This window comes from Bifidobacterium sp. LH_389 (assembly GCF_056357235.1).
In genome coordinates, this window is the sequence record NZ_JBKEVR010000004.1 from 35,590 (window position 1) to 60,990 (window position 25,401).

16 protein-coding genes and 2 tRNA genes are annotated in these 25,401 nt (G+C 63.5%); 10 read left to right on the top strand and 8 right to left on the bottom strand.

Annotated features, from left to right (window positions below):
• Positions 1 to 255: 255 nt before the first annotated feature.
• From AC1AZA_RS05750 to AC1AZA_RS05770, 5 genes are all read right to left on the bottom strand, one after another.
• A complete protein-coding gene (locus AC1AZA_RS05750) occupies positions 256 to 2,187 on the bottom strand; it encodes a glycoside hydrolase family protein (protein WP_476513789.1) in 1,932 nt (643 codons plus the stop codon).
• A 330-nt stretch (positions 2,188 to 2,517) separates the two neighbouring features.
• The gene (locus tag AC1AZA_RS05755; protein WP_476513790.1) at positions 2,518 to 3,456 is read right to left on the bottom strand and encodes a carbohydrate ABC transporter permease; all 939 of its coding nucleotides are present in this window, start codon (positions 3,454 to 3,456) and stop codon (positions 2,518 to 2,520) included.
• Between the two features lie 60 nt (positions 3,457 to 3,516).
• Entirely contained in the window at positions 3,517 to 4,431 is a 915-nt protein-coding gene (locus tag AC1AZA_RS05760; protein ID WP_476513791.1) for a carbohydrate ABC transporter permease, read from the bottom strand.
• Between the two features lie 12 nt (positions 4,432 to 4,443).
• Positions 4,444 to 5,769 (bottom strand): sugar ABC transporter substrate-binding protein, encoded by a 1,326-nt coding sequence (locus AC1AZA_RS05765; protein WP_476513792.1) that lies wholly within the window; start codon positions 5,767 to 5,769, stop codon positions 4,444 to 4,446.
• A gap of 154 nt (positions 5,770 to 5,923) precedes the next feature.
• Complete coding sequence (locus tag AC1AZA_RS05770; RefSeq protein WP_476513793.1) at positions 5,924 to 7,030, bottom strand: LacI family DNA-binding transcriptional regulator; 1,107 nt, start codon at positions 7,028 to 7,030, stop codon at positions 5,924 to 5,926.
• A gap of 288 nt (positions 7,031 to 7,318) precedes the next feature.
• Here AC1AZA_RS05770 and AC1AZA_RS05775 point away from each other — a divergent pair, with 288 nt between their 5' ends.
• Positions 7,319 to 7,834 (top strand): holo-ACP synthase, encoded by a 516-nt coding sequence (locus AC1AZA_RS05775; RefSeq protein WP_476513867.1) that lies wholly within the window; start codon positions 7,319 to 7,321, stop codon positions 7,832 to 7,834.
• Positions 7,835 to 7,890: 56 nt separating this feature from the next.
• Here AC1AZA_RS05775 and AC1AZA_RS05780 read toward each other — a convergent pair whose 3' ends face one another.
• Entirely contained in the window at positions 7,891 to 9,210 is a 1,320-nt protein-coding gene (locus AC1AZA_RS05780) for a MalY/PatB family protein (RefSeq protein WP_476513794.1), read from the bottom strand.
• Between the two features lie 207 nt (positions 9,211 to 9,417).
• Between AC1AZA_RS05780 and AC1AZA_RS05785 the strand changes: the two genes are divergently transcribed.
• From AC1AZA_RS05785 to AC1AZA_RS05820, 8 genes are all read left to right on the top strand, one after another.
• Positions 9,418 to 9,491: transfer RNA gene (locus AC1AZA_RS05785), tRNA-Gly, on the top strand.
• Positions 9,492 to 9,861: 370 nt separating this feature from the next.
• Positions 9,862 to 13,923, top strand: coding sequence for a SpaA isopeptide-forming pilin-related protein (locus AC1AZA_RS05790; protein WP_476513795.1), 4,062 nt, complete (start codon positions 9,862 to 9,864; stop codon positions 13,921 to 13,923).
• Positions 13,924 to 14,039: 116 nt separating this feature from the next.
• Complete coding sequence (locus tag AC1AZA_RS05795) at positions 14,040 to 15,911, top strand: SpaH/EbpB family LPXTG-anchored major pilin (RefSeq protein ID WP_476513796.1); 1,872 nt, start codon at positions 14,040 to 14,042, stop codon at positions 15,909 to 15,911.
• Positions 15,912 to 16,105: 194 nt separating this feature from the next.
• Positions 16,106 to 17,527 carry a hypothetical protein gene (locus AC1AZA_RS05800; protein ID WP_476513797.1) on the top strand — a complete coding sequence of 474 codons (1,422 nt, stop codon included), beginning with the start codon at positions 16,106 to 16,108 and terminating at the stop codon, positions 17,525 to 17,527.
• Positions 17,528 to 17,842: 315 nt separating this feature from the next.
• The gene (locus AC1AZA_RS05805; RefSeq protein WP_476513798.1) at positions 17,843 to 18,400 is read left to right on the top strand and encodes an HTH domain-containing protein; all 558 of its coding nucleotides are present in this window, start codon (positions 17,843 to 17,845) and stop codon (positions 18,398 to 18,400) included.
• 90 nt (positions 18,401 to 18,490) lie between these two features.
• Positions 18,491 to 19,171 (top strand): hypothetical protein, encoded by a 681-nt coding sequence (locus tag AC1AZA_RS05810; protein WP_476513799.1) that lies wholly within the window; start codon positions 18,491 to 18,493, stop codon positions 19,169 to 19,171.
• A gap of 128 nt (positions 19,172 to 19,299) precedes the next feature.
• Positions 19,300 to 19,569, top strand: a complete 270-nt coding sequence (gene rpsO, locus AC1AZA_RS05815) for a 30S ribosomal protein S15 (RefSeq protein ID WP_476513800.1) — start codon at positions 19,300 to 19,302, stop codon at positions 19,567 to 19,569.
• 235 nt (positions 19,570 to 19,804) lie between these two features.
• Positions 19,805 to 22,531: a polyribonucleotide nucleotidyltransferase gene (locus AC1AZA_RS05820; RefSeq protein ID WP_476513801.1), complete on the top strand. Its 2,727-nt coding sequence runs from the start codon at positions 19,805 to 19,807 to the stop codon at positions 22,529 to 22,531.
• A 515-nt stretch (positions 22,532 to 23,046) separates the two neighbouring features.
• On the opposite strand, the gene AC1AZA_RS05825 is transcribed toward AC1AZA_RS05820, so the two are convergent.
• A tRNA-Ser gene (locus AC1AZA_RS05825) sits at positions 23,047 to 23,132 on the bottom strand.
• 109 nt (positions 23,133 to 23,241) lie between these two features.
• Positions 23,242 to 24,165, bottom strand: coding sequence for a hypothetical protein (locus tag AC1AZA_RS05830; RefSeq protein ID WP_476513802.1), 924 nt, complete (start codon positions 24,163 to 24,165; stop codon positions 23,242 to 23,244).
• 75 nt (positions 24,166 to 24,240) lie between these two features.
• Between AC1AZA_RS05830 and nusA the strand changes: the two genes are divergently transcribed.
• Positions 24,241 to 25,317: a transcription termination factor NusA gene (nusA, locus tag AC1AZA_RS05835; protein ID WP_476513803.1), complete on the top strand. Its 1,077-nt coding sequence runs from the start codon at positions 24,241 to 24,243 to the stop codon at positions 25,315 to 25,317.
• The last annotated feature ends 84 nt before the right edge of the window (positions 25,318 to 25,401 follow it).

Genomic DNA, 25,401 nt, shown 5'->3' on the forward strand with positions numbered 1-25,401 from the left:
TCGCGGGGCACCGGTGGCGTGCCCCGCTCGCTTCGCCTACGGGCAGTCCACTGGACTGCCCGCTTTACGGCTCAGCCCTTGCTCGCCTCGGCGAATCCGGCTTCTTCGAAGCCTGACGCCCACCGCCCGCGCGGCTTGCAATCCGCAAACTGGAAAGTTTGACCGCGAAACGGCCCCTCAGAAGGGCGTTTTCGCGGTCAAACTTTCCAGTTTGCGTTTGTGGCCGTGCGGATTGGAAAGTTTGGACGGAACGGATCAGCGGGCGGAGCGCAGTTCGCGCACGTCGGCGTTGCCGGAGAGCCCGGCAATGGCGAAACCGGCGGCGAAGTCCGGCTCGTCCGCCTCGTCGCAGTCGAACAGGATTGCGCCCGCATCCTCGCCGTCGTTGACGAACACCTCTGCCACGCCGTGATCGTAGAACACTTCCACGCGGCGGACCCCGTCGGTTGCGGACACGTAGTCGAATCCGTCCGTGGGCAGGCCTTCCGTCGTCAGATGCACGGCCTTGCCGTCGCAGGAGAGTCTCAGCGCCGCCTCGACCGCGGTACCGTCCTGCCGGGTGCGGTGCCCGGTCGCCAGCGTGGCCGAGAACCGCGAACCGGCTTCGGGCCGGATGTCCGCGTAGTACGAGCCGTGCGGCGCCTCGACCGCGATCGTGCCGGTTTCGGACGCGGACGCGGCGCTACGCACGTCCGCAAGCCGCTCGCCGACCAGCAGGTCGTAGACTTCGCCGATCGGCCGGGAGACGAGCCTGCCGTCTCTCACATGCAGCTCGCGCGGCAGGCTCATCGCACCGTTGGCGCGGTCGGCGCGTTCGATGCGCACCCCGAACCAGTCGCACAGCCAGCCGATCGCGATCCGGCGGTCCACGGCCGTGCCGTCCTCGTTCGCATGACGGTCCCGGAACGACTGCACCGCGTAATAGCAGGAGCCGAAGTCGCACCATCCGGTGTTCCGCACGCTCAGGCGCGGCGTGCCGTCCGCGTCGTCGATCGCGCCCGTGTACCAGCGGATCGGCTGGAAGCGCCCGGTCTCGTCGTGCAGCTTCATCATCGAACCGACCGCCACGGCCGTGCCGTCCAGCGAGAACGCGTCCGGGCACTCGTAGGTGTAGGTCTCGGGCAGCCCGGTCTCGAACAGCAGCGGGCCCATGTACCGCCAGGACGCCCGGTTCAGATCGCCGTCGGAGGCGCGAAACAGTGCCAGCGCCGGCGTGCGGGTCGGATCGGGGGTCTGTTCGCCGGCCGCGGCGAAGGCGCCGTCGCCGTACCAGTACGTGCCTTCGGGGCGGGGCGCGGAGCCGGCATCGCCGATCGCGGGCGCCTGACCGGACGGCAGGTTGGTGGCCACCACGATGGTGGGCGTGCCTTCGAATGCAGTGCCGTCGAGCACCGTGTCGTCGATCTTCGGGTCGCGGAAGTCCAGGCCCATGTCCTCGACGGGCCGGCGGATCACCGTGGTTTCCGGTCCGAAGACCAGACCGTCCGTGCTTTCGGCCGTGGTCTGCGTCTCGACCACGGAGGAGGCGTCGCCGCGGCGCTCCCAGTGACGGGTCAGGAAGATACGGATCGCTGTCGCCCCGTCGCCGGGAACGATCCTGCAGTTCTCGTCCACGGCGACGGCCGAACCGGAGAATGCGCCGCCGGACAGCGACGGGTCGCGCGTCAGGTCGGGCTGCGGCAGCAGGACCACCGGCAGATCGGTCCAGTGCACCATGTCGCGGCTGACTGCATGGCCCCAGTGCATGCTGTCCCAGTCCCAGCCGTACGGGTTGAACTGGTAGAACATGTGGTAGCGCCCCTGGAAGCGGCACAGTCCGTTCGGATCGTTCATCCAATGCTGGGACGGCTCGAAGTGTGCCGTGGGGCGGTGGCCGTCGCCGCGCGTGTCCGGGGTGACGATGCGGATGCCCCGGTCGATGAGATCGCTGCCGCCGGTGAGGTATGCGATGCCGAGGTCCAGCCCGTCGCAGTGGATCGCGTAGCGTTCGTCCGGGTCGATCGGCAGCGTCAGTCGTCCGCGGCGCTCGGCGGCGCCCAGACGTGCCGTGACGGGTTCCGCGTTCGGATCCGCCGGGGTCAGGCGCAGCACGCCGTCCCGGTCCGGATCGCCCGTGTGGGCGGCGAACGCCTCGAATGCGGTGTAGCCGTCCGCGGCGATGACGGCGTTGTTGAAGTCCGTGGTCATTGGTGCTCCTTGCTGGATGGGGTGAGGAAGTGGAGGTATGGGGATGCCGGATGAGTGCATAAGGGGAAAGAAAAAGCGCTCACCCGGCAAGTATGTGGTTGGGGCGTGGAGGTCTCGCCTTTCGGCGAGGCCCGGGTTCGACCTTCGCCGCCGTGGTGGCGGCTCAGGCTGAAAGCAGTCGGAAGCCCACAGGGCTCGGTGTTGTTGGCTTTCGCCTTCGGCCCTGCAATTGGGGTCTCGCCTTTCGGCGAGGCTCAGTGCGGCCTTCGCCGCCGTGGTGGCGGCTCAGGCTGAAAGCAGTCGGAAGCCCACAGGGCTTCCTTTGTGCTTTCAGCCCTTGACGCCCGAGGAGGCGATGGAGCTGACGAACTGCTTCTGGAAGATGACGAACACGATGATGATCGGCACCGTGATCAGCGAGCTGTACGCCATGATCTGGCCCCACGAGGTGGTCATCTGCTGGAAGTACTGCACGCCGATCATCACCGGGCGCAGGTTCTCGGACTGCACGGCCATGAGCGGCCAGACGTACTGGTTCCACATCGGCAGGAAGCTCAGGATCACCACGGTGGCGGTGGCGGGGCCGGACAGCGGCATGATGATGCGCGCGTAGATGCGGAACCATCCGGCGCCGTCCACGCGGGCGGCTTCGTCGAGGTCCTTCGGGATCGTCTCGAAGTACTGCATGTACAGGTAGATGGAGAAGGCGTTGGCGATGAACGGCACGATCTGCACGGGCAGCGTATCCATCCATCCGCGGGCGAAGTACAGGCCGAACTGATCCACCATCGGGCGCGGCAGCATGTTGACCCACCACAGCAGCGGAATGGCGTACGTCTCGAACGGCACCATGAGCGTGGCCAGGATGAAGGTGAAGATCACCTTCTTGCCCTTGACATCGAGGCGCTGGATGGCGAAGGCGGCCATCGAGTTGACGAACACGCCCAGCACCACGGTCACCACCGTGATGATCACCGAGTTCATGAGGAAGGTAGCGGCCGGCACGCGGCTGAAGACCTGCACGTAGTTGTCCAGCGAGACGTGGCCGACCGGCAGGAACGCCTTGAGGGATCCCAGTTCAGCCATGATTTCGTCGTCGGGCTTGAACGAGCTGACCACCATGAAGATCAGCGGGAAGGCGAACAGGCATGCGAACAGGATGCGGACGATCCATCCTCCCACGGACAGGCGGTTGTGCTTGTAGGTGACCTTGCGGGCCTCCTTCGCCGCGCGCTGGTCATGCGCGGCGGTTGCGGTTGCGTTGCTCATCGTAAAAATCCTTTTTCCTTGACGTTTCCTTGACGTTCTTTCTTGACGTTGGGCGCCATGTCACTTGTCGCGGGTCAGGTGGCGCTGGATGCCGGTGATGACCATGATGATCAGGAAGAACACGAGCGTGATCGCCGAGGCGTAGCCCATCTCCTGCTGCTGGAAGCCGGAGCGCACGGCCTCGAACACCACGGTGGTGGTGGCGTCGCGCGGGCCGCCCTGGGTCATCACGTTGATCTGGGTGAACAGGCTCATCGCGGAGATCGTGATGGTGATGAGGATCATGTTGCGCGTGGCGCGCAGGCACGGCCAGGTCACGTTCCTGAACTGCTCCCACTGGCTGCAGCCGTCCAGTTCGGCGGCTTCGTACAGCTCGCCGGGGATGGTCTGCAGGCCGGACAGCCAGATGAGCATGTGCTGGCCCACGGCCTGCCAGATGGACATGACGATGATCGCGCCCATCGCGGTGCGCGGGTCGTTGAGCCAGTCCACGGCCTGCCAGTGGCCGAAGGTGAGCTTGGAGAGGACCTGGTTGAGCATGCCGTCGTTCTGGTAGATGAACATCCACAGCAGGGAGACGACCACCATGGAGGTCACCACGGGCAGGAAGTAGACCGTGCGGAAGAACACGGAGGAGCGCACCTGCTTGTTGATGAGCACGGCGAGCAGCAGGCCGAGCCCGGCCTGGACCGGCACCACCACCACGGCGAAGACGGCCACGTTGCGCAGTGCGTACCAGAACGTCGGGTCGGAGAACAGTCGGGTGAAGTTGGACAGGCCGATGAACCGGGTGGGGTTCGGGCTGATCGTGCGGGCGTTGGTGAAGGCCAGACCGAAGGCGAGCAGCACCGGGATGCCGATGAACAGCAGCAGGAGCAGGGAGGCGGGCAGCAGCATGGCCCAGCCCACGGCGTTCTCGTGGCGTTGTTCGGAGGTGGACTTGGCCCGTGCGGGCGTTGCGGTTGCGTTGGTCATGATGGTTTCCTCTCAGTTCTTCCGGTAGCCGTCGGCGCCCTGGATGTTGCTGTCGATGTGGTTGACGGCCTTGTCGAGCCAGGTGTTCACGTCGGCCCCGTTCATGATGTCGCCGATGGTCTTGCGGAATTCGGTGGAGATGAAGTTGTAGGCCGGGGTTTCGGGGCGCATCTTCACGTACCTCTTGGAGATGTCGGTGAAGATCTGCATGTCGCCGCCGTCGGAGAATTCGGGCACGAGCCGCTGCGCGCCCTCGGTGGTCGGGATGTTCATGCCGGCCTTGGCCATGTTGGCGATGTGCTTGTCCTGCAGGGAGAAGCGGATGTAGTCCTGCGCGGCCTCCTTGTTGGCGCACGACCGGGTCATGCCCACCGTCCACGAGCCGCCGCCGGTCACCGAGCCGTGGCCGAAGTCGGTCATCGGCATGACCACGATGTCGTCGTAGTCCTTGGCGTATTTCTTGAACGTGCTCATCGACCAGATGCCGCCGTAGAGCAGCGCGGACTTGTTGTTCACGAAGTCGAGCGCCGTGTCGGAGCCGCCCTTGGAGGAGATGTAGCCTTGGGTCACGAGGTCGCGCATCCAGGTGGCGAACGCGCGACCGTCCGTCCCGTTGAGCGTGCTGTCGGCGGTCTGGTAGCCGTTGCGGTTCACGAGGTCGCCGCCGAAGGACTGCAGGATCGGGGCGAAGGCGTAGGCGTACCATTCGCTCTTGTTGTCCGCGGTGCCGATCTCGAACGGGTAGGTCCATTCGCCGGCGGCCTTGAGCCTGGCGAGCGCGTCGTCCATCTCGGCCTTGCTCCACGGCCTGTCGACCGTGGCGATGCGGATGCCGAGCCGGTTCAGCACGGCCTTGCGGGCGAACAGGGCGATCGTGGCGTCGAAGTAGCCCACGGTGTACAGGTCGCCGTTCCAGGTGCCCTTGGCGGACTGCATGAGGTCGTCGGACCGCTTGAGCAGCGCCTGGTCGGTGAGCGGGGCGAGGATGTTGGCCCACGCCCAGTACGGGGCGTTCGGCTGGTCCACGTCCACTAGGCAGGGCAGGTTGTTCGCGGACGACGCCGAGATGACGGAGTCGTTGTACGAGCTCTGCGGGAACGACTGGATCTTCACCGTGGCCTTCCGGTCCGGGCTGGCGTTGTAGTCGTCGATGATCTGCTGCACGCCGGCGAGTTCGGCTTCGCTGCCTGCGGTGTGGGTCCAGATGGTGATCTCGTTGGCGTTGGCCTTGGCGGCGGCCCGCTGCGCCTCCCCGCATCCGGACATCGCGGCGATGCCCGTGACGGCGAGGGCTGCGGCGAGGACCTTGACGGCCGTTCGCCTGATGGTGTGAGGCATGATGGTGCTCCTCCCTGATTCTGTTCTTCCTTGAATGGCGCCGCATGGGTATCGAACCGGTTCGATGCGAGGTTCGACCGATTCTCTCCCGTGCGGTGGAATAAGTTCGATGGTTAAGCGCGGTGTTCGGTTTCGGACGGTCGGCTTCGGCTGCCTAGGGCCTTTCCGCCGGGCGGTCCTGCGGCGTGACGCCCGGTTTGCCTCCCGGTCTCATCCAGGACTGCTTGATGCGCAGCTGGCAGTCCATCCTGACGGCGTGCCTGTCCAGCGGCGGCAGCGGCGCGCGCCCGATCGGATACCCGGCCCGCGGGAACGGGTCGACGACCTCGCCCTCGATCAGCGAGACGAGCTTGCCGACCGCCCAGTAGCCCATCTCGTAGTGGGGCAGCTCCACGGTGGACAGCGGCGGGTCCAGCGCCTCGGCGATCACCTGGTGGTTGTCCACGCCGACCACGGCGATGTCCTTGCCGATGACCAGACCGCGGCGGATGGCCTCCGTGTAGATGCTCCACGCGCGGGTGTCGTTGAAGCAGAAGAATCCGTCGACGTCCGGGTGTCGGTCGAAGAACGCGGGCATGCGCGCCGCGGCGTCGGTGCCGGATTCGACGTTGATCATGAGCTCCGGATCCAGTGCGATGCCGCTGGCCGCGAGGGCGTCCATGTAGCCGGACAGGCGGCCCGGCTGCGCGAGCATGTTGTGGACGGTGCCCACGTAGGCGATGCGCCGGCATCCCGCGTCGATCAGGTGGCTCGTGGCCTTGAAACCGATGCTGTGCTCGTCGGGGATGATGCTGGGGGCGCCGTCCGGGTCGGGCGTGGCGTTGGCGACCACGACCTTGCAGCCGTCCAGCGACGCCGGCAGGGCCGTGCGCTGGTTGAACATGCGCGCGTAGACGAAGCCGTCGGCCCCGTACTGGCGCAGGCTGAGGATGTCGTGGTCAGCGCTTTTGGCGTTGCCCTCGACGCTCACGGTGATCAGCAGGTAGCCCAGCGCCCGTGCGGCGTCCTGCGCGCCCTCGATCAGTCCGCCGGCGAACGGGGTGGTGGCCACTTCGTCGCTGAGCAGGCCGATGAGGCGGCTGCGGCTGGTGCGCAGGCCGCTGGCAAGGCGGTTGGCGTGGTAGCCGAGGGCGGACGCGATGTCGCGGACCCTCTCGGCCACGACGGGGCTGACCCGGCCGGCATCGCGGCCGTTGAGCACTAGGGAGACGGTGGAGATGGAGACGCCGGCGCGTCTGGCGATGTGCTTCATGGTGACCATGTCCGTTCCTCCCTGTGTCTCGTCGTTGATGCCGTTGGAGTGTGCCCCTCGTGGTTTGTGTTTACCAAGTTAAGACGTCAAACGTTTGACTTCAATGTGGCGTCATCATGGAGTGTCGCGCTTTGTTGCAACGATTTTGCCCGTTAATCGGGAAAAGTCAAAATTTGACTTCGCTTTGACGGTCAACTTGACGGGTGTCCGTGCACCCTACGCTATGCAGCCCTTACACTATGCAGATAGGTGACCGCGCGGACCGGAACCTGCCGCACGCTGAAGAAAGGAGCCGCCATGATCCTCGGTCTGGGGCACGACGTGGTGGACGTGCCCGCATTCGCGGCTCAGCTCGCCGAACCGGGCTCGGCCATGCGCAGCCTGTTCTCCTCGCGCGAGCTGCGTCAGGCCGGCATGCGCGGACAGTCCAAGCGTGACGGTGAAGCCGTGCACTTGGCCGCCAAATGGGCCGGCAAGGAGGCTGCGGTCAAGGCCTGGTGCGAGGCGCTGTCCGCAGTCGGCAGACCCGCGCCCTATACGCTGGACGACTTGCCGTGGTCCGGCATCGAAATCCTCGACGACTCCCGCGGCGTCCCGCACGTGGCGCTCCGTGCGGACGTGGAGCGGGCGCTTCGGGACTCATTTCGCGGGCCGGCAGAGAAGGCCCAGGCCCCCGCTCCCGCCCATGCCTCCGGCCGTGCCGATGCCGATTCCATGCCTGCCACCGGCATGACTCCGGTCTGGCACATCTCGCTCAGCCATGACGGTCATATCGCCTCCGCTGTGGTCATGCTGGAGCGCCGGGACGTCTGAATGCCGTGGCGGCCTTGGCGCGGCCACGGCACTCCGGCACGGCCCAGAAGGCTTGCTCAGGCCGCGGATTCGCGGGTGTCCGTAAACACGTAGCGCTCCATGCGTTCCAGCGCCTCCTCGACGCGCGATCGCGGTAGCGCGAGGTTCATACGAATCGCGCACGGGTGCTGGAACAGCCGCCCGTCCTCCCACGCCACGCCCACGTTCCAGCCGCGCTCGATGAGCTCGCCGATTCCCACGCCGTGGCGCTCGCACCATTCGGTGCAGTCGAGGAACAGCATGTACGTGCCCTGCGGCATGGCCACGTCCACGCCGGGGAAGTGCGAGCGGATGAACCCGACCGCCAGTTCGGCGTTGCCGGTGAGCACGCCGAGCAGCTGGTCGAGCCACGCGCGCCCCTCGGGCCGGTATGCGCCGATCAGCGCGTGCATGGACAGCACGTTCATGGCGTTGTAGATGGTCTTGTCGCTCACAGCGGTCAGCCGGTCGCGCAGGTAGGAGTTGTATGCGATGTGGTAGCTGCCCACGAGTCCGGCCAGCGAGAACGTCTTGCTCGGCGCGTAGAACGCGATCGTGCGGTTGCGCGCGTCGTCGTTCACCGACTGGGTGGGGATGTGCCGGTTGCCGGCAAGGATGAGGTCGGACCAGATCTCGTCGGAGATGACCACGCAGTCGTTGGCGCGGTACACGTCCATCGCGCGTTCGATCTCCCACCGCTCCCACACGCGCCCGGTGGGGTTGTGCGGACTGCAGAACACGGCCACGTGGATGCGGTTCGCCTTGAGCCTGCGATCCATGTCCTCGAAATCCATGCGCCACACGCCGTCTGAGTCGCGCTTCAGGGGGCTGTGCTCGATGCGGAAGCCGTTCGATTCGATGGTGTTGGTGAACCCGTTGTACGTGGGGGAGTGGAGGAGTACCGCGTCGCCCGGCTCGGCGAACGCCTTGAGCGCGCTGACCACGCCTCCGAGCACGCCGTTCTCGTAGCCGATGTGCTCCGGGGCGAGTCCGGTTACGCCGTTGCGGTCGCGATGCCAGGCGATGATCTCGCCGTAGTATTCGGCGCTCGGGCGGAAGTAGCCGAACATCGGGTGCTGGACGCGTTCGATGATGGCCTGCTGGATGGACGGGGCCGTGGGGAAGTTCATGTCCGCCACCCACATGGGGATCACGTCGAATCCGGGCTTGGGCGCGCGTGGCGCAAATCCGGCCAGATCGGGGTCGGCGGAGCCCACTGCGTCGATGGCGATGGCGTCCTTGCCGTGCCGGTCGATCACCGAGGTGAAGTCAAACGTGGCGGTCCGCTCCGGCTGCGTTGCCGGCGTAGTGTGGGCGGCCTGTGTGGTCTGATCGGTCTGCGTGACGGATTGCGTCATGCGTGCTGCTCCTTCCTGCCTGTTTCCGCCCGATGGGCGAACGGATGGCATTCTAGCGCGGTTACCGGCGTGCGCTTGGCAGCGGTATGGCATGTTGCTTGGAGGGGCATCCGGTTTTGTTGGGACTTACGGCGTTGACCGCCACCGTGTTGCAAAGTCCCGGGATGTATGTCATAATCGGACGTCGGAAGTTTTCGCGGCTTCCATGCGGACGTAGCTCAATGGTAGAGCCTCAGTCTTCCAAACTGATTACGCGGGTTCGATTCCCGTCGTCCGCTCCACTCGTGGGCGTTGGAATTCCAACGATTTTTGCGGCTTTTGAGCTATGTGGTTGGTGCCTGTTGCAACATCTGTGCAACGGTTTGGCTTATCAAGGTGATTCGTTGCGCTCGGCACCCGTTCGCAACACTCTTTCCATGTCCCCTGTTGTGGACGGAATCGCTGGAAATCATCACGCAGATCGTGTGGCCCACTTTCTTGTCATTCGGGCATTTGCTCGCCCCTCGGGTACTTGAACCCCACCATTCGGGGGCTCTCATCGCAGAGGCATTCCGGCTAGCTTTTCTCTTTACTGAAAGCTTTGCGGAACCGTCCGCATATAAAGAAGATGGGCTGAACGCTATGCGAGGGATTGCAGATTTGCTTTCCGCCATGCGCCCGACGACGCGGAAGTTCGTCGGTCGCATCGTCGCGGGAATCGTCGCCGTGTCCATGATCGGTGCTGGCGTGGGTGCGAGCGCCTACGCCGCGGATGGTGGCGTGACCGAGATGGCCACTGCGGATGCCGCACCGAGTATGGCGGCCAAGACCGATCCGGTCGCCACAGCCGGCGGTACTCAGGCATCCGATTCGCATGCGGATGCCGGCGTGACCCCCGCTGCGCTTGCCGACCACACCGTGGCAGGCGTCTCACCGAACGGTACCACGATCAACGCGTTCGATTATTGGCTCGACAGCCCAAAGGCGTCGGACATCAACGATCCAAGCAATTGGAGCAATATCGGCATCAACCACGACCAGCAGCTGAAGTTCTACAGTAGGCAAGATAATCTTCCGAAATTCAACACATGGACCGGAACCACTGCGCCCCGCACGGGCATGGTGCACAACACGCTGCAGGACGGTTATCCGAAGCTCAGGCAAAGCAATGCGCTGGGCATTACTCAGGATGAGTCTCTGGCATATCTGTTCAACGGCGAGGGGCACGATGGCAAGGCCGCGTACATGGATACGCAGGGCCTGCTGCAGGTGGATGACTCCGGCTATTACTACTACAACGCCAACAGCGATGCCGCGAGTGGCGGCACGTTCGAGTCGGCCAACTTTGCCACGCTCGATACCAGCACGACCAGCAAGAACAAGTGGACGCTGTACGACACGTGGGGCGTGAGGGCAACGAGCGCGGTGCGCGACTCGCAGAACGGTCAATTCTTCCCCTTCAACGCTGCCTCCGATGTTCTGCAGGAGAGCGGCAACAAGCTCACTGCCAGCGACACCACATCGGTCTCCAGCGCGATGAACCATCACTTCGGCCTGTCCATGTCATCACGCTTCGTACAGCCCGCAGGCGGCACGATCCAGCAGGGTACTGGCAAGGGCAATGCCATGCAGTACCACTTCTCCGGCGACGACGATGTGTGGGTGTACATCGACGATGTATTGGTGGGCGATCTGGGTGGCATCCATGTCGCTTCGACTCTGGACATTAACTTCAATACGGGCGAAGTGAAAGTCAACGGTGAGCGCAGCAATACGCTGAAGGGCCTGTACGAAGCCGCAGAGAAGTCGGGTGCCACGAAATGGAATGGCGACACCTTCGCGGACAACACCTATCACACGCTCAAGTTCTTCTACCTCGAGCGCGGCGGTAGCGATTCCAACATGAGCCTGAAGTTCAACCTCGTGACGATCCCGGAGAGCGAGATCTACAAGGTCGATCAGAACAACGCGGCGGTCGCCGGCGCGGAATTCACGCTGTACACCACGGATGAAAGCTATTCCGAGAGCAGCAAGGTCAAGGTCGGCTCGGGTACCACCGATACCGACGGCACGCTGGTGCTGAAGGATGAGGAGGGCAAGGTCGTCAGCTTCGACGATCTGCACTATACGACGGAGAAGAGATACAGCTACTTCATCCTTGAGGAAACCAAGGTTCCGGACGGCTACCGCAAGGCCACGCCCACGGCCGCCGGCGAAACAGCCGGCATGCACCTGCATTACGTGGAGGACCAGAGTTCCACGTCCGGCACCAAGAGCGGCGTGATCCTGTCCGTCACGGACCCGTCCGATCCCGGCAGCCTGTGGCGCACCGGCTCGCTGGCCCTGAGCAAGGTGACCACCACGGCCTCCACCACCATTGAAGACGTGAAGGGCCACACGATCGATCCGTCCCAGGGTCTGATGTTCGCCGTGGTGCTCAAGCGCGACAAGACGAAGCAGATTGGTGAGACGGACGCATGGAAAGGCGTCTACGGCGATCAGCTCCACGGCTGGAAGTATGCAGAGCAGTCCGGCATGGCAGGTGTGGTGGAAACCATCAAGGCCAATCCGTCGAACGTGTTCGCGCTCACCACGAGCGGCGGATACGAGGTCACCGTCGAGAACCTGCCCGGCAACATCGAGAAGTATTACTACATGCTGCCGGATGGGCAGAAGGATGAGGCTGAATACACCATCGCCTACTACTATGCGGATGGCGTCACGGACGTGGATGGCATCACCGCGAACAACACCGTCCGCCTGAACTTCGACGCAGACGACCCGTTCGTCCGTCAGTTCTCCGCGAACTTCTACGTGTCCAACGTGAAGAACGAGCTGTTCGTGCAGAAGGTAGACACGGACGGCAACTCGCTCGAAGGAGGCGAGTTCAGCCTGTACCGCGTGAGCGATAGCAAGAGCGGTGCGAATGTGGATTGCTCCACCATCCAGCCGTCCGGTACTCCGTACGACACGGTAAGCACGGTGAAGACCCCGGGCAAGGATGCGTCGCTGAAGATCAACGGCACCGCCACATTCCCGTCCGCCGAGAAGAAGATCCTCGAATCCGGCACCTACTGCCTCGTGGAGACCAAAGCCCCGGACGGCTATCTCAAGAGCAACGTGAAGTCCAAGGTCATCGTCAACGACTACGGCGTCTTCGTGGACGCCGGCGCGGACAACGACGGTCTCAAGGTGTTGCGCGGCGCCGGCTGGCTCGTGCGCCCGATGTCGTCCTTCGCCACGAACGATGACACCGACAACACGCTGACCTGGATCAAGAGCGCGCCCGGTTCAATCACCGGGTTCAGTGCCGATTCCGGTGCACCGACCGTGACCTCTCCGGATGACGCCTACGCCAGCCGTGTGAGTCGCAAAGCGAATGATGTCAAGGGTTCCGGTGAAGTCATCATCGATGCGTCCGCCACGAGGGACGTCATGCGCCTGAAATACGACGTCGGCGACGATGAGGGCGACGTGCAGCCGGTCCTCCAATTCGGGTACAGCCCGCGCGAGTCCGACGGCACCACGATGTTCGCCTTCGACAGAGGTTTTGGCATCATCAGTTCCACGCAGGATGCAGCCAATACCGAAGATAACGATTACAACGAGAATGCCGATCGCACTGATCTGACGGGCGTCCGCCTGAGCAACATCGTCACCGGCTCCGTCATGGCGCAGTTTACGGATGTCGCCGTTTCCACGCTGAAGATTTCCAACGCAGTTGAAGGCGAGGGCGACAATCCGGCGCCGGATGCCGCGTTTGGATTCACGGTCCAGCTCACGGCCAGGGCGAATTTGCCGGCGTTGGCGTCGAGCTACGAATATCGGGTGTGCACGATCGATGAGACGGCGTCTGGCGGCTATCGTAACTGCGGTAATGCGCAGACCATGACGATTGACGGTACCGGCTCCGGCATGCTCTCATTGAAGAACGGTCAGATCGCCGTGTTCGCCGATCTGCCGGAGACCACCGACTACACGTTGACGGAAACCACGATTCCTGCGCAGTTCTATCAGCTGCGCGTGGAGGCCAAAGACAACAACGCTACGCAGATCAATAAGGGCGTGGCCACCGGTGTGACGGCCAAGGACGCGGAGCGTCACGCGCACTTCGTGAACAGCTACGGCGTCAAGGCCACGGTCGGCGTCATCAAGCAGGTGAAGGGTGCCGACTGGACCGCTCCGGACGGCAAGAACTTCGGCTTCACGCTCAAGCGCGTGGGCGATGACACGTCCCAATCAGGCCCGGTGTTCTACGTGGATGCCAACGGCAAGGCTACGGCGTTCCCGAGTGACGGTCTTGTTGCTTCCACCTCGGGAGAGATCAAGAAGGACAAGACGCAGGACGTGAACTTCGCGGATCTGGTGTTCACCACGGCCGGAACATACGAGTTCACGGTCATGGAGAACACCGCCGACGCTGATCGGGTTCCCGGCTGGTCCTACGACGTGACGAAGCTCAACGACGGCAACAACGGGCAGGGCTACAAGATCACCGTGAGCGTGACCAAGGACAACGATTCCGGCAAGCTTGCCGCCACGGTTTCCTATGAGAACGACACCGATAAGCCCACCTTCGTGAACTCGTTCATTGCGGTGTCCGCACTGCCGTTGACGGGCGGGCCGGCGTCGGCGCGCGACTGGCTGGTCGGCGGCGGCATATTCGCCGCGATGGCCGGTCTGGCAATGGCCGCAATGCACGAATGGCGTCGCCGCAGGGGGCTGATCCTCTAGCGGATGGCGACAGCCACACAGGATTTGCGGATCGCGGAGGCCCCGGAAAGGACCTCGGCCTCCGCGATTGCAGGAAAACAGCAAACAACAACCAAAGAAGGAAGAGAGGATTTCTCATGAACATGAGGAAACTTTTCGCGGGCGTCGCCGCAGCGGCGACCCTGCTCGGCGGCCTCGCCCTCGGCGCCACCACCGCCAATGCGAAGGAAGGTGAAGTCCACGACGTCAACCAGACGGAGAACTACTCGTTGACCATCAAGGGTACCGAAGCCTCGGTCAATGGCCACGAGTTTAGTGCCATCGCATTGGGCTACTACGATCAGTGGGTGGAAGGCCGCAACGGCAAAGTCGCGAGCGTTTCGGTGGCGACTCGTGACGGCGCTTTCGTCAATACCAACGGTCCGCTTTACAATGATCTTGGCAAAATCCTGAAGAATGTTGACGAGGACGCCAACGAGCCCGGAGTGCAGAACGGCTACGAAACCAGTGAATATAAGAACAACCCGATTGGTTATGTTGCTGCGCACTATCTCGGCTATGTCGCGCGTGACAACCATGGCAATCTGGACATTACGTCCGCCAAGGCCCCGTATGAGGGTGCGCTTCGCCAATTTGTGACGCAGGTTGCGAGCTTGGCATCTACGGAGCTTAAGCAACGTGGCTGGAAGACTACCGGTGAGAACGGTGTGGCTACGTTCACGGATCTGCCGCGTCAGGGCCTGTACCTGATCGTGGATCAGACAACCGGTGATGTGATCAACGCTGCGGGCAAGTATTCCGCTTCCATCCCGATGCTGGTCGGCACGAAAATCGAGGGCCGGGACCTTGAAATGCAGACTCTCGGCGAGGTCGAGGTCAAGAACCAGCTGCCCACGATCGATAAGAAGACGAGCTCGGATGGTAAGAACTGGGCCGAATCTACCGACGCCAAGATCGGTGACAAGGTCGATTACCAGATCTCCGGTAAGGTCCCTGCGACCGCTGGCTACAGCACTTACACCTACAAGATTTCCGATACCCTCTCCAAGGGGCTGACTCTGCGGGATAAGGCAAGCGACAAAGACATCGATTACACCGGCATCGTGGTGACCGCGACCAAGGCTGACGGCGAAGCGCCTGAGGATCTGGTTGAAGGAGCCGACTATACCGTGACCGTGAGCTCGAATGAGGATGGTACGACCGGTCTCGTCGTGGATCTTTCCGCAAGCATCAAGTCGCTCGCTTACGACACTGACATCGTGGTGACCTACTCCGCAGTGCTGAACCAGAATGCGGTTGTGGGCAACGCTGGTAATGCGAACAGCGCGAAGCTGGAGTATTCCAACAACCCCGGTACCAACGGTACTGGCGAATCCACGCCGGATACGCCGAAGGTGTACACCTATCAGTTCGATTTCACCAAGACCGATGTTTCCGAGCAGGAGTTCCTTAACGGTGCCGTGTTCCAAGTGTTCGTGAAAGGCGGCAAGGAGCCGATCAAGTTCGTCAAGGATAATTCCGGCAATCCGAACGCCGTTGGCCAGTACTTTGTGGCTCAGGATCAGAATGCCACTGTAGATAACGAGACTGTGTTCGATGAGTTGACCACGCAAATGGTCGCTGGCCAGAATGGAAAACTGTGGGTTGGCGGTCTTGATGCCGGCACGTACGAAGTCAAGGAAATCAAGGCCCCGGCGGGGTACATGCAGAACGTGGTTGTTCTTCCGAAGTTCGAGGTTACCATCTCCGCTCCGGCTCCGAAGCCCGGAGAAGAGACTGCCGAAGGCAGTCCCGACGGCACTTGGAAGGTGGCATTCTCCAAGGACGGGTTGTGGAACCTTGTCGATACCAACAAGGGCGTCGTCAAGAATGCCAAAAATCTCACGCAATTGCCGCAGACCGGTGCCGCGGGCATTGCGATGTTCACGGTGATCGCCGCGCTGCTCGCCGGTGCCGCCGCCACGGTGTACGGCAAGTCCCGCAAGGCCAGCGCCGCGCTTCGTGCGTGATTGCTGAACACCGATTCCTGTAATGGGTAATGGGCCCGGGAATGGATCCGCGATCCTTCCCCGGGCCCATTCTTCATCGTGGGACATTCATTGGCTCAATGTGGCGGTCGCGGGTATGCTCAAGAACAGGTTCGAAGCTCGTCGCGTTGCCTGCCATGTGCGACGGCAACGCAATGAGGAAATAGGGGGACGGCATGGTTGCGAAGTGGGATGCCAGCAAAATATGCGCCACGCGCGAAAGCGAGATTCGCGTTGACCGACGGTGGAAGGATTATCCGCTGCACGTCTTTGATGTCTCCGACATCAATGCGCTCGTTCAGGCAATCGGGTATTTGAAGTTCATTACCGACGGCAAGGTTTACTTCCGAGGGCAGAGCAAGATATACGAGAATCAAGGGCGCATCTTCCCCCTTCCGTCGTTACTTCGCAGCTCGGTATGGGAAAAAACGCCGATCGACGAGAAGGATGCCGCGGCGGTGGACGATGCCGCAAGGGAGCGCATATATAAGATCATCTCATTGGCGGGTGAATGGCCGGCGTCGCTGAATGTGGGGAACCGCAAGGAGCGTGTTCTACTGCAGGACGACACGATGGTGGGGAATGACAATCTTGCCTGTTGGGATGTGCCGCTGTATACCGTCGAACCATTGCTTCAGCACTATGGCATGGAAACGAGATGGCTTGATCTAACCGAATCATTGCCGTATGCGCTGTTTTTCGGGCTTGTCCGGTACGGGTCGAAGATCGCAGTTTCGGATGCGGACGTGGCGGACCCCACCAATGTCCATGTGTTAGGGGCATATGAGGACGCCCGGAGAAGGTCCTGCCTCTCCCCGGTGTTCCAAAATATCCCCGTGTACATTCCCGACGTCGATGATTATCCTCAGTATGCGAATTACGTATATCTCTATGCGATTTCGCCGGGTGCTCCACTGCCGTCCCTGACGGACGAGGATACCGGGATGAGGCGCAAAGGTCTGTCGCGGTACAGCGGCGGATATGTGATCGATATGCGCGAGGCCGTGCCGTCGTTTTACCTGCGTCCGCATGCGCAGCACGGATTGCTCTGGCTTCCGGACAAATCGGTGGCGGGTGCAGAGCGGGACGACGGGATTGGCGACGTGCAGGCGTGCGTGTTCAGGATTCCAACCGAGGCGGTGCTGCGGTGGCTGCGGGCTGCGGAAATGTTTTCGCCTTCGGGCATTTATCCCCCGTTGCGTTGCCGCGCCTTGCCTTCCGCGACGGAGCATGTTTGCCTTGCGGCCGATTCCATCAGTAATATGTCGTACGAATTCGAGCGCGTATGCGTCACGGACGACGCGAAGCGATCATCGGGGCCGCGCATGCAGCTTGCGATGCAGCTCGACGCCGAGTCGTCAACAATGGAACGCTCCTTTTCCGGCGATTTGCACCTTGACGATGTCGATAGAGGGTTTCTGCAATGGGAAAAGCAGCTGTTCCTGCTGAAACATGGCATCAATGCGAGCGGCCGATCCAATAAGGACGTCAACGATGCGATCAAGTGGTTCGGACGTTTGCAGAATTACATTACGGCGGACACGCTGTTCCGTGATCTGCTTGGTGAAGCAAATTACGGCATGGAGGTGAAGCAGTGATGGCTCGGAGCTTCCTCGTCGATGCGCACGCGTCGTGAATTGCCAGGCCGAGTGGGGCTCGCCCCTTCAAATTACGGGCTGAACGTCGCGAAATCCGGGATTCTAAGTGCGAATCTATCGCTGCAGCGATCATTTGGCGCTTAGAATCGCCAGAAACGCGACGTTCAGCCCGTAATGTTGTTGGTGCCTTCCCCAATGCCGAATCCGCCCGGCCCGCCTCGGGGAAAGACACCCTAATAGGGGGTGTCCGCGTAACCCCCTGAATGACTACCATCTTCCCCTAGCGCACAGAAGCGGCTGAATGGAGGGATGACCATGGCCAGCAAAGGCGGAATGTTCAGTCCGGAGGAGATCGCATACCTCAAATCCCTGCCTGCAGTGGTGGAGGCGACCGCCAAGCGCATCACGTACTCCAACGCGTTCAAGGAACACTGCATGCGTCGTTATGCGGAAGGCGCGTCGCCGGTCAAGCTGTTCCGCGAGGCCGGGCTTGACCCGTCGCTGGTGGGCAGCAAGCGCATCGAACGGTGCTTCGCCCGATGGCGCGAGGAGGCCTCGCGACGGGGAAATGGCAACGAACGCATAATCCGCCCCCCTCAGCAAGAAATCAGGGGGGGGGGTATTCGAAGACCAATCCGCAGCCTGCACGCCAGTGACCCAGATGGCTTCGATCTGGAGCCCGGCCGCCGTGCGATCGTATTTCCCGTAGCCGATGGCTCAGACGGCGACCTGCGCGACGTGCTGATCGCCCAACAGGTGCGCCGCATCGCCGAACTGGAACGCGAAGTGGACATGCTGCATGCCATCATCAACGCAAAGCGCGAGTCGGAGCCGCCGCAGCCGGACGAGCCGCCGCGCCAGCCAGCCGACTGAAGCGCGATTGGCATTCGCCGGCAAAGAATTGTAGAATCGCCACGCAGTACGGCAAACACGGCAATGCAGGATGACTGGCGAGGGGGGACAATGGGCGAAGACGCGACGCGGCACGGGATTGGGCGAAGCCCTGTCACCCCCGCCGAGGAACGCTCCGACGAACTGTTCGAATCCGCCGCGCGCCAGCCGCAGTCCGACCTGTCCCTGGCCGACGTGGAACGCCGACGCTTCCGTCCGCTCGCATGGATCGGCTTCTTTGCGCTGGTGCTCGCCGCCATCGTGGTGCCGTACGGCGTGGGCCGCAGCCTCGCCATCAATAACACCGGCTGGGTCATGGCGCATCTGGCCATGTTCGAGCCGCGTGGCATAGCGCTGGCATCCTGGGCGGTCACCCTGTTCGCGTTCACGGGGCTCGGCATGGCGGTGGTGCAGAGCAGGCGGTGGGTGTGGCGCTTCGTGTTCGTGATCGCGCTCGCGGCCGAGCAGTTCATGGCCGGCCTGTGCCTGCTGCGCTCCAATTTTTGGTATGTCACCTATGTGGTGTACGGCCGCAACGCGCAGCTGGCCAACGCGGGCAATCTGGGCATCATCGCGGCGGCGGCCGGCGTGGCGGCGTTCGCCGTGCTGTTCGTGGCCATTCTGGTGCTCATCCGCAAGGATTCGCCTCTCAACGTGCTCACGCGCAGCTGGGCCGCATTCACCCTGTTCTTCGCACTGGAGATGGTCGCGCTCGCGGTCGTGCTCTTCGGCGGGCTGCTCACCACGGTGTGAGCCTCGGCGCGTCGCACGTCCGGCCGGACCCGTATAGTATCTCCTTGGCGTGTTTCGCCCGCGGATAGAGAGCGCCCCGGCAAGGTGTCGGGTGCACCGCGCAGCCATGGACTGAACAAGGAGGAACTGTGGCACTTTCCAACGCTGAGAAGCAGGAGATCATTACGAAGTACGCGACCCATGAGGGTGACACGGGCTCCCCGGAGGTCCAGGTGGCGCTGCTGTCCAAGCGCATTTCCGACCTGACCGAGCACCTCAAGCAGCACTCTCACGATCATCACTCCCGCCGCGGCATGCAGCTGATGATCGGTAGCCGTCGTCGTCTCCTCGACTACCTCAAGAAGAACGACATCAACCGCTACCGTGCGCTGATCGAGAAGCTGGGTCTGCGTCGATAGTAGAACTTCCGCCCGGGCGTCTAGAATGGCGCTCGGGCGTTTTGCATATCGCCGTCCAACGGCAACAGGAAGATGGACCGGGAGTATGGCCGCAAGGTGCGGTTGTGAATAGAGGGGTCCGCCGGAAGGGTTGACACGAGGGACGCGGCCAAGGGGTCGCACGGGAATGTGAAGCACGTCCGCACTAGAGGACACCGATAGTAGGTATTGATAATCAAACAAAGGAGGAACCCCGATGGAGGGTCCCGAAATCAAGGCCGTTGAGGCCGTAATCGACAATGGATCGTTCGGCAGGCGCACGCTGCGCTTCGAGACCGGCCGTCTGGCCCAGCAGGCCGACGGCGCCGTGGCCGCCTATCTCGACGACGATTCGATGGTGCTGTCCACCACCACCGCCGGCAGCAGCCCGAAGGAGAACTACGACTTCTTCCCGCTGACCGTGGACGTGGAGGAGAAGATGTACGCCGCGGGCAAGATCCCCGGCTCCTTCTTCCGCCGTGAGGGCCGCCCGAGCTCCGAGGCCATTCTGGCCTGCCGCATCATCGACCGCCCGCTGCGCCCGCTGTTCCCGCACACGCTGCGTAACGAGGTGCAGGTCGTGGAGACCATCCTCGCCGTCAACCCGGACGACGCGTACGACGTGATCGCCCTGAACGCCGCGTCCGCATCCACCATGATCTCCGGCCTGCCGTTCGAAGGCCCGGTCTCCGGCGTGCGTCTGGCGCTCATCGACGGCCAGTGGGTCGCCTTCCCGCGCTGGAGCGAGCGCGAGCGCGCCGTGTTCGAGATCGTGGTCGCCGGCCGTGTGATCGAGGGCGGCGACGTCGCCATCGCCATGATCGAGGCGGGCGCCGGCAAGAACGCCTGGCACCTCATCTACGACGAGGGCCAGACCAAGCCGGACGAGGCCGTCGTGGCCCAGGGCCTCGAGGCCGCCAAGCCGTTCATCAAGGTCATCTGCGAGGCCCAGGACGAGCTCAAGGCCAAGGCCGCCAAGGAAACCAAGGAATTCCAGCTCTTCCCGGAGTACACGGACGAGCTGTACGCCCGCATCGACGAGATCGCCCACGAGGACCTCAACGAGGCGCTGTCCATCGCGGAGAAGCTGCCGCGTCAGGACCGCATCCACGAGATCAAGGAGCACGTGCGCGAGGTCCTTGCCGACGAGTTCACCGACATGGACGACGCCGAGAAGGAGAAGGAACTCGGCAACGCGTTCAAGGAGCTGCAGCGTCAGATCGTGCGCCGCCGCATCCTCACCGAGGATTACCGCATTGACGGCCGTGGCCTCAAGGACATCCGCACCCTGTCCGCCGAAGTGGACATCGTGCCGCGCGTCCACGGCTCCGCCCTGTTCCAGCGCGGCGAAACCCAGGTGCTGGGCGTCACCACGCTGAACATGCTCAAGATGGAGCAGCAGATCGACGCGCTGTCCGGCCCGCAGTCCAAGCGCTACATGCACAACTACGAGATGCCGCCGTACTCCACCGGCGAGACCGGCCGCGTCGGCTCCCCGAAGCGCCGCGAGATCGGCCACGGCGCCCTCGCCGAGAAGGCCCTCGTGCCGGTGCTGCCCAGCCGCGAGGAGTTCCCGTACGCCATCCGTCAGGTCTCCGAGGCCATCGGCTCCAACGGCTCCACCTCCATGGGTTCCGTGTGCGCCTCCACGCTGAGCCTGCTCGCCGCCGGCGTGCCGCTCAAGGCCCCGGTCGCGGGCATCGCCATGGGCCTCGTGTCCGGCGACGTGGACGGCCAGCACGTCTACAAGACCCTCACCGACATCCTGGGCGCCGAGGACGCGTTCGGTGACATGGACTTCAAGGTGGCCGGCACCTCCGAGTTCATCACCGCCCTGCAGCTCGACACCAAGCTCGACGGCATCCCCGCCGACATTCTGGCCGCCGCCCTGCAGCAGGCCAAGGACGCCCGCGCCACGATCCTCGAGGTCATCAACGAGTGCATCGACGGCCCGGCCGAAATGAGCGAGTACGCGCCGCGCATCATCACCACCACCGTTCCGGTCGAGAAGATCGGCGAGGTCATCGGCCCCAAGGGCAAGATGATCAACCAGATCCAGGAGGACACCGGCGCCGAGATCGCGATCGAGGACGACGGCACCGTCTACATCTCCTCCGAAGGCGGCGAGGCGGCCGAGAAGGCCAAGGCGATCATCGACTCCATCGCCAACCCGCACGTGCCGCAGGCCGGCGAGACTTACAACGGCAAGGTCGTCAAGACCACGTCGTTCGGCGCGTTCGTGAACCTCACTCCGGGCACCGACGGCCTGCTGCACATCTCCCAGATCCGCAACCTCGCCAACGGCGAGCGCATCGACGCCGTGGAGGACGTGCTCAAGGAGGGCGACACCGTCGAGGTGGTCGTGCAGGGCGTGGACGATCGCGGCAAGATCTCCCTGGCCATCCCGGGCTTCGAGGATCAGGAATCCGCCGCTCCGGCCCGTGGCGGCCGTGACCGCGGCGGTCGCGACGACCGTCGTTCCGACCGCGACGACCGTGGCCCGCGTCGCCGTTCCGATCACGGCGATCGCGATGACCGTCGTTTCGACCGCGACGACCGTCCGCGTCGCCGCGCTGATCGTGACGACCGTGATGATCGCGATTATGATGATCGTCCGCGTCGCCGTCGTGCCGACGATTACGACGATGACCGCGACTACGATCGCGATGACCGTCGCCCGGCCCGTCGTTCCGATCGCGCCGATCGTTCCGACCGTGACGACCGTGACTATGATGATCGTCCGCGTCGCCGTCGTTCCGACCGTGACGACCGCGATTACGATCGCGACGATCGCCGCGACCGTGGCTCCCGCGGTGGCCGTGGCGGCCGCAACCCGCGCTACGCTACCGACGATCACTACGACGAGTACCGCGAGGAGCGCGAGGAACGTTCCGAGCGTCCGCGCCGCCGCGTGCGTCGGGATTTCGATCCCTTTGAGGACTGAGGTCTGAGCTAGCGGGCTGACGTCCGACCTTCGGGAGGGCACGAATCACTGCGTGTGGTTCGTGCCCTCCCGTTTTCGTAGTATTGCAGTGCGCTTTACGAGGCATGTCGCAGGACGTTCCCCGCGAATTCATCTGCCGTTTTCCCGGCGCATATATGGCGGACATCCTGATCGGCTAAGCCTGAGGTAACAGTGCAAGGCTGGCGAAAGGAGCCATCATGCAGGAGTCCAGCGCTCACCATTCGGTTGTCGATCACGACGCCGACCGTCGTTTCGATGACGTGTACGACAACTACGCCTACGTGGAGTACGGCATCGAAATCTGACCGTTCGCGGCCGCACGGCCGCATCCACTCCACTTCGCATACAAACATCAAGCTGAGCGAATTCCTTGCGCCGGAAGGCAATTGAAGCCTTCGGCGCAAGGAATTCGCTCAGTTTGCGTTTTCGGGGGATTGTACCGGCTGGGTATAAGCAAAAAGGGCTCCGGCCATGACGACCGGAACCCTAAAACGCGGATAAGGCGAGATTCGAACTCGCGGAGGGGGTTGCCCTCACACGCTTTCGAGGCGTGCTCCTTAGACCGCTCGGACACTTATCCATCGCTGCTCATTCAAGCAACTTGTCTATTATGCCACAGAGTCGGGATTTGGCAACTCGGTCCGCCCTGTCGGTGAGTCGCTGCGCAGACTCAGTCGGCCTGTACAGACTCAGTCAGCCTGTACAGCGGTGGCGGTTCCCGATGCGGCGAACACCGCGGCATCATAGGTGGGGTAGCCCAGCGCGAAGGCCTGCGCGGTTTCCTCGCTCAGCAGGGCGGCGAGCGTGACGGCGGTGGCCTCGTCGGCAATGATAATGGCGGGGAATCCGTGGGCCTCATCCGCGTCCGTACCGTTCCCGCTCGGGAATGCCAATGCCTGCAACTGCTCGCGGACCGCGTCCATCTCCACAATGCCCGCGGTGGAGGCGCGCAGACCGTTCGCATCGTCCATGGCACTGACCGGGTCGGCCAGCAGGCGCTGCACGGAATACACCTTCTGCCGCTCGTCACGGTCTGCGGCATGCGCGGCGAATCCGGAGCCGAGCGCCTTGTGACGGTCGCTCAGGGCCAGCAGGGCGGCGTCGGACCGCTGCTTGGCGGACAGGATCTCCATGGCGAATCCGGCGCGGTCCTGCGCCAGTGCCATGCCTGCGGCCTGCGATTCGGCAAGATGCAGTTCGGTGTGCTCGTCCACGCTGGTGCGTCCGGCGCCGTAGGCCATGCCCAGCGTTCCGGCAAGCGTCGCAGCCCGATGGGCCATCTGCCCGCTCGCCAGTACGCCTTGCGCGAAACGTCCGGGGCACATCACCGCCACATCCCTCCATGCCGCAGCGGCCCGCGCGGCCAAGCGGTAACGCACGTATCGGGGGTTTGCTCCGTAGTACGATCCGCCGCCGGTGTCCTCGGCGTCCGCCAGCGAACGCTCGCAAGGCCCCACCGTCGTGGATGCCTCCAGCCCGCCTGCCACGCGGGGCAGTGCACTCGAGGGGGTGCATGCGGCCGTTCCGGCGAGCAAGCCGACCGCGGCACCCAGCGTCACGAATCGGCGCCACGCGGCAAGCCTGACCCATCCCCGAATCTTGCGTGTCTCCATGAATCGTTAGACTAATAGCCATTACAGACCGCAGGGACCGGCAGGCGGCGATAACTTCATAAGGAGGTCTTCGGAATGGAACTAGACCTGGCAAGCATGCACCAGTTGGCCGTGGAGCAGGGGATCGATAGGGAGACTTTGGATGCGGCGCTCTCCGAGGCACTGCTCATGGCGTACATGAAGACGCCGCACCCGGCCAAGCACGCTCGCGTGGAGCTGGATGAGCGCGCGGGCACGTTCACGGTGTGGGCGCGTGACGAGGAGCCGGTGGAGCCCACCGAGGAGGATCCGCATCCGGCCCCGAAGCTGGGCGAGGAGTACGACGACACCCCCAAGGACTTCGGGCGTCTGGCTGCCGCCACCGCTCGTCAGGTCTTCACCCTGCTGTTTCGCAAGGTGGAGGACGAGAAGGTCTTCGGTGCGTTCTCCGGCCAGAAGGGCAAGCTCGTCACCGGCATCGTGCAGCAGGACGTCAAGGATCCGTCCAACGTGCACATCGCCATCGGGGACGTGGAGGCGCTGCTTCCCCGCCGCGAGCAGGTGCCGGGCGAGCGCTACCGCCACGGCGAGCGTCTGCGCGTGTACGTGGTGAACGTGGCCCGCGGCGTCAAGGGGCCGGAGATCGTCGTGTCCCGTTCCCACCCGGAGCTGGTGCGCCGCCTGTTCGAGCGCGAGGTGCCGGAGCTGGTGTCCGGTGCCGTGTCGATCATGGCGATCGCCCGCGAGGCCGGCGCCCGTACCAAGATCGCGGTGCGCGCCAACACCGAGGGCGTCAACCCCAAGGGTGCGCTCATCGGCCCCGGTGGCGCCCGCGTGCGCGCGGTCATGGAGAATCTCGGCCCGGAGAAGATCGATATCGTCGACTGGTCCAACGATCCGGCCAAGTTCGTGGCCGCAGCCCTGTCCCCGGCCGTGGCGACCGGCGTGCAGGTGATCAGCGAGAAGAACAAGACCGCCATCGCCTTCATCCACGACGACCAGCTCTCGCTGGCCATCGGCAAGGAAGGCCAGAACGCGCGTCTGGCCGCCAAGCTCACCGGCTGGAAGATCGGCATCGAATCCGCCGAGGCGCACGCCGCGAAGGTGAAGGCCAAGGCCGCCAAGGAAGCGCAGGGTTCGCAGGCGCAGAATCCTACCGCTCCGGAGGCGTGAATCGGTCCGGTCCGTTCATTCAGGGCCGGTAGCAAACGGACACGGCGGTAGAACCGCCGCGTGAGCCGCAAGTCCGTCGCCCGG

What these genes read in the sequence shown, in the direction of transcription:
- AC1AZA_RS05750 (WP_476513789.1), bottom strand. Translation starts at nt 2,187, where the DNA reads ATGACCACGGACTTCAACAACGCCGTCATCGCCGCGGACGGCTACACC.
- AC1AZA_RS05755 (WP_476513790.1), bottom strand. Translation starts at nt 3,456, where the DNA reads ATGAGCAACGCAACCGCAACCGCCGCGCATGACCAGCGCGCGGCGAAG.
- AC1AZA_RS05760 (WP_476513791.1), bottom strand. Translation starts at nt 4,431, where the DNA reads ATGACCAACGCAACCGCAACGCCCGCACGGGCCAAGTCCACCTCCGAA.
- AC1AZA_RS05765 (WP_476513792.1), bottom strand. Translation starts at nt 5,769, where the DNA reads ATGCCTCACACCATCAGGCGAACGGCCGTCAAGGTCCTCGCCGCAGCC.
- AC1AZA_RS05770 (WP_476513793.1), bottom strand. Translation starts at nt 7,030, where the DNA reads ATGGTCACCATGAAGCACATCGCCAGACGCGCCGGCGTCTCCATCTCC.
- AC1AZA_RS05775 (WP_476513867.1), top strand. Translation starts at nt 7,319, where the DNA reads ATGATCCTCGGTCTGGGGCACGACGTGGTGGACGTGCCCGCATTCGCG.
- AC1AZA_RS05780 (WP_476513794.1), bottom strand. Translation starts at nt 9,210, where the DNA reads ATGACGCAATCCGTCACGCAGACCGATCAGACCACACAGGCCGCCCAC.
- AC1AZA_RS05790 (WP_476513795.1), top strand. Translation starts at nt 9,862, where the DNA reads ATGCGCCCGACGACGCGGAAGTTCGTCGGTCGCATCGTCGCGGGAATC.
- AC1AZA_RS05795 (WP_476513796.1), top strand. Translation starts at nt 14,040, where the DNA reads ATGAACATGAGGAAACTTTTCGCGGGCGTCGCCGCAGCGGCGACCCTG.
- AC1AZA_RS05800 (WP_476513797.1), top strand. Translation starts at nt 16,106, where the DNA reads ATGGTTGCGAAGTGGGATGCCAGCAAAATATGCGCCACGCGCGAAAGC.
- AC1AZA_RS05805 (WP_476513798.1), top strand. Translation starts at nt 17,843, where the DNA reads ATGGCCAGCAAAGGCGGAATGTTCAGTCCGGAGGAGATCGCATACCTC.
- AC1AZA_RS05810 (WP_476513799.1), top strand. Translation starts at nt 18,491, where the DNA reads ATGGGCGAAGACGCGACGCGGCACGGGATTGGGCGAAGCCCTGTCACC.
- AC1AZA_RS05820 (WP_476513801.1), top strand. Translation starts at nt 19,805, where the DNA reads ATGGAGGGTCCCGAAATCAAGGCCGTTGAGGCCGTAATCGACAATGGA.
- AC1AZA_RS05830 (WP_476513802.1), bottom strand. Translation starts at nt 24,165, where the DNA reads ATGGAGACACGCAAGATTCGGGGATGGGTCAGGCTTGCCGCGTGGCGC.
- nusA (WP_476513803.1), top strand. Translation starts at nt 24,241, where the DNA reads ATGGAACTAGACCTGGCAAGCATGCACCAGTTGGCCGTGGAGCAGGGG.